The organism is Bradyrhizobium sp. S3.12.5, assembly GCF_040548225.1.
In the GTDB taxonomy this organism is placed as follows: domain Bacteria; phylum Pseudomonadota; class Alphaproteobacteria; order Rhizobiales; family Xanthobacteraceae; genus Bradyrhizobium; species Bradyrhizobium cytisi.
Map to the genome: position 1 here is coordinate 1 of NZ_JBEPRF010000005.1, position 11,857 is coordinate 11,857.

An 11,857-nucleotide genomic window follows, 5' to 3' on the forward strand; every position below is an offset into this window, starting at 1 on the left:
GATGCCCGAGTTCAAGTACTCGGAGTAATGCGCTTCTGACCTCCTAAACGAAGCGGGGGGGGGGGGGGGGGGGGGGGGGGGGGGGGGGGGGGCGGCCCCCCCCCCCCGCCTCGGGGATCAGTCGCGAAGGATCAGTCCTTCAGCCGTACGCCCCGGCAGCAGGCGGGTATGGTCCTCGCCGCGCACCGCCTCGAGCTCGTCCGGCTCCAGGCCGAGCGCCCTCAGGATGGTAGGCGCGACCTGCCTGTTCGCGACGCGCTCATCGACGACCGAGGGACCCAGTTTCGGATTGGAGACGACGAGCAGGACGTGCGTATCGTCCTCGGCGAAGCCGCCGTGCTCGGCGATCTTCTTCTTGCTCGCGCTATAGATCGTGCCGGCGATCGGCTGGATGATGATATCGGGCGTACGGCCGGCCGCGGGATCGCCGAACCGATCTACGAGCTCCTCGCCGGCATAGATCTTCTCGATGTGAGCCCGGTTGCTGGCCTTGCGGTCAGCCTCGAGGATCGCGGCGGCTTTAGCAGCGTCATTCTGGTCCTTGAGCCAGATCAGGGCAACGTCATCGGCGGTTTCCTGGGCCAGTGCAACGCCACCATTCGTCAGCAGGTCAGCCGGATCGGTTACGTCGGCGCGCGTGCCGCCGCCCAGCTTCGGGTTGGTGCTGCCGGTCAGCATGTGAAGCTTGTTCACGTCGATCGGCGACTGGCCATGCTTGGCGCCGACGATGATAAGCGTGTCACGGGCGAGGTGCTGGTCCGCCAGCGCATCCAGCATCTGGCCAAGCGAGGCCTCGACGAAGTCGAGCGACGCCTGTAGTTGCGCACTCGGCGTTGCCGCGGCGTCGAGATAGCCGTCGGAGGTCACCTTCTGGCCGACGCTGACGGCCTGAAAATTCATGCCAAAGATCGCGGGAACGCCGACCTTGGTTGTACCGGTGTGATCGAAGCCCTTGATCCAGTTGAGCACGGCCTTGACCTTGAGCTCGTCATAGGTGCGCGTGAAGCTCGGATCGGTGGTCCAGTCTGCGCCGGGCTGCCCCGGCACCGAGGTCGAGTTGATCTCGGGCGTATAGAGCTCATCGAGTCCCTTGCCGGACGGACCGCTGACGATTTCGTAGGCGGGGTGCTTGTCCGACCAGGCGGTGCGCCGACCCGCCTCGTGGATTACTTCCATAATGGTGTTGAGCCGCTGGAATTGATGCGGATAGACCGGCTCGCATTTGCCGGCCTTCAGGCGCATGGGCAGGTGCGTCGGATCGATATGGTTGGAGCCGGCGGGGCCGCCGCCGTCGAGCTTCGCCAGGTCATAGTCGATCGATTCATCGAAGAGCGTCTCGGTTCCGGGATTGCCCTGGCAGTTGCTGCCGGGTGCGAACAGTGTGCGGTCGTAGGAATCGTCATAGAACACGCCATGGGTTTTCGGCGAACCGCCGGTCATGAACGCAAGGAGGCCCGGGAAGGAGTCCGAGGGCCGGGAGGTATGTGCATCGGTGAAGTGGACCCCATGCGCGAGCAGCCTGGCGAAGCTCGACGCAGGATGGGAACCGACATAATGCTGAAGGTCGACCTCATGCATGCCGTCGACGCTGATCAGCAGGACGTGCTTGACGTTGCTCTTGTCCTTGTCCTTGCCCCTGTCGTCGGCGTGCGCGAATGATGGTGCCAAGAGCGAAAGACTCAGGGTCGAGGCAAAGGCAAGAGCGACGGCCGCATGAGGCCGCTTTTCGATCGTCATTGTTGGACTCCCCAGTGATGTCTGTTGTTGGTTGACGTGCAGTCGCACGAGACCGCGCAGCGGAGAGCCTGGCGCTCCCGTCGCGTGCGTCAATTTGTAGCGTTGGGAAAACTAGGTAGCGGTGATGAACGCTGGATGACACCGCGATTACGTGGGGCGCGAAAATTTGCCCGTGTGCGGCGGCGTCAGCTCCTCAAGTCGGATGAGCCAACGCGGAAACACCTATTGCTGCGCGCGCGGCAGGAGCGGGGCCAGCAGCCCGCGCGTGACGCCTGGCGGCACCGCATCCAGGCCGAGCACTGCGCTCGCAGCCGGCAGTGTGGCGTCCGCCATCGCGGCGTGGCCTTCGGCGCTCGGATGCACGGCGCCGCCATAGACGGCCGAGAGCACGCCCCAGGTCGCGTCGTGGATGTCGGTCGGTTGGCTCGCCGACGGCAACCCTTGCGGATAAGTCATCGCTGCAAAATAGCTGTCATTGGCATCGCGGATCCAGCGCGCGCGCGGCAGGTAGGCGCGATATTCCGAGGCGCCGCGGCCGCACAGCATCGGCTGGCTCGCCGCGCTGACGATATCCGGATTGAAGCTCTGGCCGTTCTCGGCGAAGCAGGTTCGATCGAATTCGGGATCATTGCCGGAATGAGCGCAAAAACCGTGATCGGCGAACGCAGCCTGATGCGTGTCGACGAAGGTCATGCGGTCAGCCTCGGGATCGCGGCACAGCGCGCCGTTCGTGCAGGTGGCGAGCCCCTTCAGTTGTGGCAGGAACTCGGTGTCGACGAAGGTCGAGACGCGGGCGAGACGTTGCGGATCGGCATTGAACGCGGGATGGATGTCGAAGCCGCCACGGCCACCGCGGCAGGGCACGCCGCCGTCGGCCAGCGCCGGATTGCCGTAGGAGACGTAGACCACGTGCGAGAGATCGTCGCCGACCAGCGGCTTCAGCGCCTCGCGCAGCTTGACGAAATTCTGCGGCAGCTCGCGCTGGAGCGCATCGCGGGACTCGTCGACGCTCGCCATCACGCCGGAGCGGCGGAACAGGGCACGCTCGGTTGCGGTATCGACGATGACGTCGGCGACGAGACCGGAGAAGTAGACGTCGTTGGCGCCGATCGAGAGCAGCACCAGATCGAGATTGCGATCCGGCTGGCGTTTCTTGGCCGCGGTGAGCGCCTCGCGCAACTCCGCGACCTGGGCATTCACGCTGGTGTTGCAGACGCCGCTCTTGCCGGGCGGGCATTCGCGGGCGCGCTGCGAGCCGAGCAGCCCGTCGCTGATGCTGGCGCCGGTGCAGGCGAGCGGCAGATAGGTGACGGCGATATGGGTGTAGCGCACCGCGAGCGCGAGCGCGGTGCGGGCCTGGTAGCTGTAGAGCGAGCGGTGGCAAGGTGAGTTGAACCAGAGGGCACCGTAGCGCTGCCAGTTGGCGAGCGTATCCGGCGCCTCGCAGGCGCGACCGCCCTTGAAGCCAGCGCGGCTCGGCCGGTAATACTGTCCGCCGGCGGTGCCGAGATAGGAGCGGAAGCAAAAGCCCTCGTCCGACAGCGCCAGCGGCCGGTCCGGATTGCCTTCGCCGGAGGCGATGCTGTCGCCAAGGCCGGCGATGAAGATGTCGCGGACCTGGATCTCGGTTTGGACGCGCTGGCTCGGATCGGAGCCGGAGGAGACGTCGACGCTCGCGACCGTCTGCTTGCCGTAGCGGACCCGCAGATTGACCGGCTCGGCGCAGTCGAAGGTCGAGGTCTGTGGTCCGTCGCCGTCGTCGAACGACCAGGCGCAGGTGGCGCCGACCGGCACCGCGCCGGTCAAGCGCACGGTAATGGGGTGGTCGATCGGGGTGATGTAGTTCTCTTTGACGTTGTCGCGGGTGCAGGGCTGGTTGACCCGGCCCTGGAGGTCGATGCAGAGCCGGTTGACCATGTTGCGGGCCCAGCCGCGGCCCTCGCTCTGCAGCTCCAGGGACTGTTCGGCGGCGAGGATGCTGCGGTTACGCGCATTCTCGACATGCAGCAGGAAGTCGCGCTCCTCGCGAAACAGGCGGAAGCGGTTGCGGACCTCCCAGTTGATCTGCATGGCGCCGGCATCCTGCGCGACTGCGCGCTGAAGCGGCAAAACGGTAAGGAGCCCGGCCAGCAGCAGGGCGCCCGAGAGAAAACGGCGAAGGGAAACAGGGATCATGGCCCGCGTCTTCAACGGCAAAGTTGAGGCGGAAATAAGAGAGCATAGCTCTCCGCCCCGCAACCTTTGTCTGCCGCCTTTTACGGGCTGCCGGCGTGACCGCTGGCTGGCCGTTATCGTTTGCTGGCCTGGCGCACCAGCCGCTCGCGCTCCATCGGCGCCACCTGCTTGGGCAGGTTGGCTTGCGCGCAGGCTTCCGCCAGCCGTCGCCGCTCCTGCCAGGGCCGGACGACGTTCATCCAGAGCTCGCGGGTGCCCATGATGGAGATGGCGAGGCCGAACGGGATCACGAAATAGAGGATGCGGAAGACGAGCAGGGTCGCCAGCAGCTGCTCGCGGCCGAATTCGGGCAGTGCCACCAGCATGGCGGCGTCGAACACGCCGATCGAGCCCGGCGCATGGCTGGCGAAGCCCAGCAGCGTCGCCAGGATGAACACCACGGCGAGCGACAGGAAGTCGATCGGCGGATTGGCCGGCATCAGCAGGTACATCGCAAGAGCGCAGAAGCCGAGATCGACCACCCCGATCAGGATCTGCACCAGCGTCAACGGCGCGGACGGCAGCACGACCTTCCAGCCCTTTTGGCCGAGCTCGCGGCGTTTGTCGCCCATGCAGAGCCAGACCAGATAGGCGGCAATCGAGGCGAGGCCGCCGAGCGCGATCAGCCGATTGATCGACGACGGCAGCTGATCCATGTAGGAGGCCGCATCCGGATGGATGGTCATGCCGATCGAGAGCACGAAGATGTTACCGAGCCAGAAGGTCAGGCCGGAGAGGAAACAGATCTTGGCGACGTCGATCGCATTCAGCCCGTAGTCCGAGTAAATCCGGAAACGGATCGCACCGCCCGTGAACACGGTGGCGCCGATGTTGTGGCCGATCGAATAGGACGTGAAGCTCGACAGCGCTGCGATGCGGTAGGGCACGTGCTTCTTGCCGATCGTTCGCAGTGCAAAAAAATCGTAGAAGGTCAGCGTACAGAACGCGAAGAACACGCAGATCGCGGCTAGGCCGATATGCCCGCGGGGAATATCGCTCAATGCGGTCAGGATGACGCCGGTATCGATGCCCTTGAGGGTCCGCAGCAGCGTGGTGACCGCGAAGGCGATGATCATCACGCTCGCGGCAATACCGAGCCGTCGCCAGCCGATCCATCTCTTGAGGCCGCGTTTCAGCGCGGGCAGCAGTCCGTGCATTCATCCTCCCGGCGGGGGGCAAAACCGACCGGGCCAGACATTGGCCGGTCGGTTGCGATCAGTGCCCGAAATGAGCGTCGATCGCTAGGCATGATGTAGCTCATTTAAGGCAAAAACAGAGGCTTGTGCAGCCCTTGACAACGATAGGTTCTGCGCCGCACCGGCTGTTTTGTCATAAGTGGTTCACATGGCGCGCGCGTTAAGCATATGAGTCGGGGACCGATTTGCATCATGCACCCCGGACGTTCAGATGGTTTCAAATCCTGCGGTCGCAAGCATTGTTCCAGCGCAACGCTGCGGGCTTTCTTTGGAACGACGGCGCCGTGGACAGGTTAGCGCCCCATCAGCGATCGAACACGGCGAAACAGCGGCTTTGCGTGCAAGCCGATGCCGTCGTGTTCCCGAAACCCAGGAGGATCGGAACGATGGGACTGTTCACAAAAGACATCAAGACCATGAACGACCTGTTCGTGCATCAGCTGCAGGACATCTATTACGCCGAGCAGCAGCTCACCAAGGCGCTGCCGAAAATGGCAAATAAGGCGACCGATCCGCAGCTGAAGCAGGGCTTTTTGACGCACCTTGAAGAAACCAAGCAGCACGTCACGCGGCTCGAGGAAGTGTTCAAGATGCATGGTGCGCAGGTGAAGGCGGTCGACTGTCCCGCAATCGACGGCATCATCGAGGAGGCCGCCGAGACCGCGGGCGAAGTCGCGGACAAGGCGGTGCTCGACGCGGCGCTGATCAACGCTGCGCAGGCCGCCGAGCATTATGAGATCGTCCGCTACGGCAGCCTGATTGCCTGGGCCAAGCAGCTCGGCCGCAGCGACTGCGCGTCCGTGCTCGCGAAAACGCTCGAGGAAGAGAAGGCGACGGACAAGAAGCTGACCTCGCTTGCCGAGAGCAAGGTGAACCTGCGGGCGGCGAGCTAAGGCTTAGCCGCAAGAGCGCCGCGCGGTCATCCGCGCGGCGCTCGCCTGTCGCGCATCCATCATTCGGTCATTGTCGAAACATGACGGCGGGCCGGTGGCGTATATGTCGCATGGGGCTGCAATCGAGGTGGCAGCATGCGAGCCAGCACCATCAAATATGAAACATTCGACGCAGATGGTGCCCCACGCACCGCATCGCACCTTGCAACCTCGCTCACGCTGGCTGCGATGAGTCTCGGCTATGGCGTGGTGCAGCTCGATGTCACCATCGTCAACACCGCGCTCGATGCCATGGGCAAGTCGCTCGGCGGCGGGGTCGCCGAGCTGCAATGGGTGGTCAGCGCCTATACCATTGCCTTTGCCGCCTTCATCCTGACGGCCGGCGCACTTGGTGACCGGATCGGCGCCAAACGCATCTTCATGGCCGGGTTCGCGATCTTCACAGCGGCCTCGCTGGCCTGCGCGCTATCTCCCAACGCCATCGTGCTGATCAGTGCACGGCTGGTTCAGGGGCTGGCGGCGGCGATCCTGGTGCCCAATTCGCTGGCGCTGCTCAATCATGCCTATACGGACGACCGCGCGCGCGGTCGTGCCGTCGCGGTCTGGGCCGCAGGCGCGAGCCTGGCGCTGACAGCCGGTCCCTTCGTCGGCGGCGCGCTGATCACGCTGGTCGGCTGGCGCGCGATCTTCCTCGTCAATCTGCCGATCGGCCTCGCTGGTCTGTGGCTGAGCTGGCGCTTTGCGAGCGAGACCACGCGGGCGCGCTCGCGCGAGATCGATCTGGCTGGCCAACTCGCGGCGATCGGCGCGCTCGGAGCCCTCGCGGGCGCGATCATCGAGGGCGGCGCGCTCGGCTGGCAGCATCCGCTCGTGCTTTCGGCTTTCGCTGCGGCCGCGGTCCTGGCCACGTTGTTTGTCTGGCGCGAGAGCCGCACGGCGCAGCCGATGCTGCCGCTGTCCTTGTTCGGTCACCGGCTGTTTACCCTGACCACGGTCGTCGGCCTCCTCGTCAACGTCGCGATCTACGGCCTGATCTTCGTGCTCAGCCTCTACTTCCAGCGGATCAACGGGCTCTCGGCCTGGTGGACCGGGCTTGCCTTTGTGCCGATGATGGGCGCGGTGTTGCCGGTCAATCTGCTGGCGCCGCGCTTGGCCGAGCGCATCGGCCCGTGCCCGACCATCGTCGTCGGCGCCTGCATCTCGGCGCTTGGTTGTCTTGGTCTGGTCTGGATCGAGGCGGGGACGAGCTATTGGGCAATCTTCGCGCAGATGATCGCGATCAGCGGTGGACTTGGCCTCCTGGTGCCGCCTCTGACCTCGACCTTGCTCGGCAGCGTCGAGAAGGCGCGCTCCGGTATTGCCGCGGGTGTGCTCAATGCGACGCGGCAGACCGGCAGCGTCCTTGGTGTTGCGTTGTTCGGTTCGCTGGTGGCGTCCGACAGCGCATTCATGATCGGCCTTCATCAGTCGCTAATCATATCGGCAGCCGTGCTGCTGCTGGCCGCCGGTGTGATCGGCCTCGGCGCAAAGGCGCACGGGCGAGCAATGTGAGCAGCCGCGCACATTCCCTGTTCACCATTCCGGCAACCGGTGCACAGCCGGTTACCGACTGTCCATCTCTGCCGGTTCTAGTGCCCGATGGAATAGGGGCCGGCAATGTATCAAGTTCTGTTTTGTCTCACGGACCAGCATGATTGGCGTCTGGTCGTCCTTGGCGGGGCGGTATGCCTGCTCGCCAGCGCGGCGGCAATCAGCCTGTTTCATCGCGCGCGTGCGGCGAGCGGGTCGGCTCGCCTGGTTTGGGTTGCGCTCGATGCCGTCGTCGCCGGTTGCGGTATCTGGGCAACCCATTTCATCGCGATGCAGGCCTACGGGCCGGGCGCCGGTGGGGCCTACAACATCCCCGTAACGGTCCTGTCGCTGCTCTTTGCGATCGCAGTCACCTTCATCGGTCTCAGCATCTCGGTTTCGACGACGCACAGGGGTCTGGTCGCGGTCGGCGGCGCCGTCGTTGGCACCGGCGTGGCCGCGATGCATTACACCGGCATGATGGCGTTCGAGATTCCTGCCCATGTCGGCTGGACCGCCGGGACCGTGACGGTGTCGATCTTGCTCGGCATCGTCTTTGGATCGTTCGCCCTGCACGTCGCGGGACGAGGCGATAGCCTGTCCAACGCGCTTGCCGCGACGATCCTGTTGACGGTTGCCATCGTCTCTCACCATTTCACCGCGATGGGCGCGCTGGAATTGACGCCCGATCCGACGCTTGTGATCAGCAGTCTTTCGATCCCGCCGACGTCGTTGTCGATCCTGACCGCCAGCGCGGCCGCTGCCATTCTCGTCATTGCGCTCACGGCGGCGGTGCTCGATCGTCGTGCCAAGGGCGAGATCGGACGCCAGCAGGTCGTGCTCGACACCGCGCTCGAGAACATGTCGCAGGGGCTGTGCATGTTCGATGCCGAAGGCAAGATCATCCTGTTCAACGAACGCTATGCGACGATGCTACGCCGCTCCGACATGCAACTTACCGGCCGCGTCCTGCTCGACGTGGTCCGCGAGGAGGCGGCGAAGGGGCAGTGGAATGGCGAGCCCGAGCAATTCTTCGCACGCCTTGTCGAGGACGCCCGGGAGGGACGTACGACGACGGACGTCGTTCGACGGTTCGACCGCTCGATCCGCGTCGTCAACCAGCCGATGCAGGGCGGCGGCTGGGTCGCCACCTTCGAGGACATCACCGAATGGCTGGAGGCGCAGGCCAAGATCTCGCACATGGCGCGCCATGACGCGCTGACCAATCTGCCGAACCGCGTGCTGTTCCACGAGCAGCTCGAACAGGGGCTGCGCCGGGCTGGTGTGAACGACCAGCTCGCGGTGCTCTGCCTCGACCTCGACCATTTCAAGGACATCAACGACTCGCTCGGCCATCCCATTGGCGACGCGCTGCTGAAGGAAGTCGGGCGCAGGCTGAAGGCCACCGTCGGCGAGCACGACACCGTGGCCCGCCTCGGCGGCGACGAGTTCGCCGTGGTCCAGATCGGTCGCTCGGAGGAAGCCGCGGCGAGGGCGCTCGCCGGCGGCCTCGTCGAGGTGATCTCCGCGCCTTACGAAATCGACGACCATCAGATCGTGATCGGCGTCTCGATCGGCATCTCGCTGTCGCCGCAGGACGGCAGCAATCCCGACGAGCTGCTGAAGAACGCCGACCTCGCGCTGTACCGCGCCAAGGCCGACGGCCGCGGCACCTATCGCTTCTTCGAGACCGGCATGGATGCGCGGGCGCAGGCGCGGCGCTTGCTGGAAATGGATATGCGGGCGGCACTCCAGCGCGACGAGTTCCAGCCGTACTACCAGCCGATCCGCGACGTCGCCAGCGATCGCGTGGTCGCCTTCGAGGCGCTGTTGCGCTGGAATCATCCGCATCGCGGCCTGATCTCGCCCATCAACTTCATTCCGCTTGCCGAGGAGACCGGCCTCATCATCCAGCTCGGTGAGCTCGTGTTGCACGCTGCCTGCGCGGATGCCGCGACCTGGCCCGACGATATCGGCGTCGCCGTGAATCTCTCGCCGGTGCAGTTCAAGAATCCGAACCTGATTGCATCCGTGACCGACGCACTGGAGAGATCGGGCCTCGCGGCGCGCCGGCTTGAGCTCGAGATCACCGAATCCGTGCTGCTCCAGAACAGCGAGGCGACACTGACCACGCTGCACGAGCTGCGCGCCATGGGCGTGCGCATCTCGCTCGACGATTTCGGCACCGGCTATTCCTCGCTGAGCTATCTGCGCAGCTTCCCGTTCGACAAGATCAAGATCGATCGTTCATTCGTGTCCGAGCTCGCCACCCGCGAGGATTCGGTGGCGATCATCCGCGCCGTGACGGGCCTTGGCCGCAGCCTCGGCATCGTCACCACGGCGGAGGGCGTCGAGAACGACGCGCAGCTCGAGCTGCTCCGGCGCGAAGGCTGCACCCAGGCGCAGGGCTATCTGTTCAGCATGCCCAGGCCCGCATCCGAAGTGGCTCTGATGCTGGAACGCCCGCGGCTGCTTGCTTCGGCCTGAAGAGGCTTAGCCGCGGCGCAGCGCGAAATGCGCGCCGCAGAACGCCATCACGGCGCCGAGACACAGCGCCGCGAGGCCCGCCAGCACGCCGGAAATGGTCGGGATCGGGCTCGGCGCCGAGGCCGCTTGCCCGGCGCCAGCGAGCAGGAGCACGCCGACCGCGATCAGGAATTGGCGCATCCGTTGCGGGATCTGGCCGGAGACGGCGCTTTGCATCAAGGACGCGGTGAAATAGCCGCCGGAGAATCCGACGGTCGCAATCAGCCACCAGGCCATCGCCGCGCCCGTCGGCATGAACTCATGCGTGTCCGAACGCCAGAGGCCGCCGAGGTCGAGCCCGTAGCGCGCGCCGAGCATATGCACCGCGAGCGCGAGCAGCACGCCCGAGATCATGGCGGCCCCGAGAATCAGGCGGCGCGGAAAATAGATCGTCTCAGCCATGCCCCGCTTGTAGGATGGGGGAGGGCGATCGCGCAAGCGGATCGCGGACGGGATTGACAGATGCAGGTTTCGGACGGGCAGGGCCGGTCGGTCACGAGCTATGCCTACAAGGCGTCGCTGATCGGCTCGGCGCATCGCTTCGAGCTGACCGATGAGGGATTGTCCTGGCACATCGCCGGCCGCTCGGGTGTCTGGCGCTATGATGAGATCAGTGCTGTCAGGCTGTCGTTCCGTCCGGTCTCGATGCAGCAGCACCGCTTTCGCGCCGATGTCAGCCGTACCAGTGGCGGCCGCATCGCGATCCTGTCGACGAGCTGGCAGACCGCGGCGCTGATGGCGCCGCAGGACAGAGGCTTTCGCGATTTTCTCCTCGAGCTGCACGCGCGGATGGCGAAGGCCGGCAGCCGCGCCACGCTGACCGCCGGCCTCGGTCGCAAGACCTATGCGGCGGTGCTGGCGTTCCTCGCTATGCTGGCCGTGGCGATGGCCGGGTTGTTGATCCGCGCGCTGATGATCGGGGAGTTCGCCGGCGTGCTGTTCATCCTCGGCTTCGCCGCGCTGTTCGCCTGGCAGGTCGGCGGCTTCGTCCGGCGCAACCAGCCGCGCAGCTACAGTTTTGATCGGCTGCCGCCCGGCTTGCTGCCCTAGCACTTGCAATCGGCCGCAATCAAAATTGACTTCGCAGCCGTGCGCCGGTCCCGCATCGTGCCGCGATGACAGTCATGGATCGCAGCACGCGCCTGCCGACGGCGGACGAGATCGCCGAGATCAATCGCACCCATCTGATCGATACGCCGCTCCAACCGGCCGATTTGCTGTTTCTGTTCGGCACCCGTGAGGACGTCGCGCTGCGCGCCGAAACCGCCGCGCGGCTATGGCGTCAGGGCCTTTTCCGCTGGTCGATTGTCAGCGGCGGCGTGACGCGCGGCTCGGAGCAATCCGAGTGCATGATCATCAAGGCGGCGATGGTCGATGCGGGCATTCCGGCGGATCGAATCCTCGAGGAGCATCGCGCGATGAACACCGAAGAGAACGTGATCTTCTCGCTGCCGATCATCGATGTGGCGCTGGGACTGCGCAACATTCGCAGCGTGATCTGCCTCGGCAACACCTGGACCGCGCGGCGCTATCCGATGACATTGCACCGGCACTGGCCCGAGGTGACGAAGCTGCTGCTCACCGTCGACAGTTTTGCGACGCCACGCACGCTCTGGCATACCGACGCCGAATTTCGCCGTCGTGTCCTGCACGAATGGGACAAGATCGAGCCGTACAGGGCGACGGGATTTATCGCGGAATGGCCGGAGCGCTGACCGGCGA

9 protein-coding genes are annotated in these 11,857 nt (G+C 65.2%); 5 read left to right on the forward strand and 4 right to left on the reverse strand.

Going from position 1 to position 11,857, the window contains the following annotated elements:
- Positions 1 to 117: 117 nt before the first annotated feature.
- From ABIC09_RS07885 to ABIC09_RS07895, 3 genes are all read right to left on the reverse strand, one after another.
- On the reverse strand, positions 118 to 1,737 hold the full coding sequence (locus ABIC09_RS07885; protein WP_354108937.1) for an alkaline phosphatase family protein: 1,620 nt from the start codon (positions 1,735 to 1,737) through the stop codon (positions 118 to 120).
- 222 nt (positions 1,738 to 1,959) lie between these two features.
- Positions 1,960 to 3,912, reverse strand: a complete 1,953-nt coding sequence (locus tag ABIC09_RS07890; RefSeq protein WP_354037633.1) for an SGNH/GDSL hydrolase family protein — start codon at positions 3,910 to 3,912, stop codon at positions 1,960 to 1,962.
- Between the two features lie 113 nt (positions 3,913 to 4,025).
- Positions 4,026 to 5,108: a lysylphosphatidylglycerol synthase transmembrane domain-containing protein gene (locus ABIC09_RS07895; protein ID WP_354083963.1), complete on the reverse strand. Its 1,083-nt coding sequence runs from the start codon at positions 5,106 to 5,108 to the stop codon at positions 4,026 to 4,028.
- A 425-nt stretch (positions 5,109 to 5,533) separates the two neighbouring features.
- On the opposite strand from ABIC09_RS07895, the gene ABIC09_RS07900 reads away from it, so the two are divergent.
- From ABIC09_RS07900 to ABIC09_RS07910, 3 genes are all read left to right on the forward strand, one after another.
- Positions 5,534 to 6,040 carry a YciE/YciF ferroxidase family protein gene (locus ABIC09_RS07900; RefSeq protein ID WP_148751321.1) on the forward strand — a complete coding sequence of 169 codons (507 nt, stop codon included), beginning with the start codon at positions 5,534 to 5,536 and terminating at the stop codon, positions 6,038 to 6,040.
- A 135-nt stretch (positions 6,041 to 6,175) separates the two neighbouring features.
- Positions 6,176 to 7,591, forward strand: a complete 1,416-nt coding sequence (locus ABIC09_RS07905) for an MFS transporter (protein WP_354108938.1) — start codon at positions 6,176 to 6,178, stop codon at positions 7,589 to 7,591.
- A 105-nt stretch (positions 7,592 to 7,696) separates the two neighbouring features.
- Positions 7,697 to 10,096, forward strand: a complete 2,400-nt coding sequence (locus ABIC09_RS07910) for a bifunctional diguanylate cyclase/phosphodiesterase (RefSeq protein WP_354108939.1) — start codon at positions 7,697 to 7,699, stop codon at positions 10,094 to 10,096.
- A 6-nt stretch (positions 10,097 to 10,102) separates the two neighbouring features.
- Here the strand turns inward: ABIC09_RS07910 and ABIC09_RS07915 are convergent, their stop codons facing one another.
- Positions 10,103 to 10,537 (reverse strand): hypothetical protein, encoded by a 435-nt coding sequence (locus tag ABIC09_RS07915; RefSeq protein WP_148751324.1) that lies wholly within the window; start codon positions 10,535 to 10,537, stop codon positions 10,103 to 10,105.
- Positions 10,538 to 10,597: 60 nt separating this feature from the next.
- Between ABIC09_RS07915 and ABIC09_RS07920 the strand changes: the two genes are divergently transcribed.
- Positions 10,598 to 11,185, forward strand: a complete 588-nt coding sequence (locus tag ABIC09_RS07920) for a hypothetical protein (RefSeq protein ID WP_354108940.1) — start codon at positions 10,598 to 10,600, stop codon at positions 11,183 to 11,185.
- 65 nt (positions 11,186 to 11,250) lie between these two features.
- Entirely contained in the window at positions 11,251 to 11,850 is a 600-nt protein-coding gene (locus tag ABIC09_RS07925; protein ID WP_354108941.1) for a YdcF family protein, read from the forward strand.
- The last annotated feature ends 7 nt before the right edge of the window (positions 11,851 to 11,857 follow it).

What these genes read in the sequence shown, in the direction of transcription:
- ABIC09_RS07900 (WP_148751321.1), top strand. Translation starts at nt 5,534, where the DNA reads ATGGGACTGTTCACAAAAGACATCAAGACCATGAACGACCTGTTCGTG.
- ABIC09_RS07885 (WP_354108937.1), bottom strand. Translation starts at nt 1,737, where the DNA reads ATGACGATCGAAAAGCGGCCTCATGCGGCCGTCGCTCTTGCCTTTGCC.
- ABIC09_RS07915 (WP_148751324.1), bottom strand. Translation starts at nt 10,537, where the DNA reads ATGGCTGAGACGATCTATTTTCCGCGCCGCCTGATTCTCGGGGCCGCC.
- ABIC09_RS07910 (WP_354108939.1), top strand. Translation starts at nt 7,697, where the DNA reads ATGTATCAAGTTCTGTTTTGTCTCACGGACCAGCATGATTGGCGTCTG.
- ABIC09_RS07890 (WP_354037633.1), bottom strand. Translation starts at nt 3,912, where the DNA reads ATGATCCCTGTTTCCCTTCGCCGTTTTCTCTCGGGCGCCCTGCTGCTG.
- ABIC09_RS07925 (WP_354108941.1), top strand. Translation starts at nt 11,251, where the DNA reads ATGACAGTCATGGATCGCAGCACGCGCCTGCCGACGGCGGACGAGATC.
- ABIC09_RS07905 (WP_354108938.1), top strand. Translation starts at nt 6,176, where the DNA reads ATGCGAGCCAGCACCATCAAATATGAAACATTCGACGCAGATGGTGCC.
- ABIC09_RS07920 (WP_354108940.1), top strand. Translation starts at nt 10,598, where the DNA reads ATGCAGGTTTCGGACGGGCAGGGCCGGTCGGTCACGAGCTATGCCTAC.
- ABIC09_RS07895 (WP_354083963.1), bottom strand. Translation starts at nt 5,108, where the DNA reads ATGCACGGACTGCTGCCCGCGCTGAAACGCGGCCTCAAGAGATGGATC.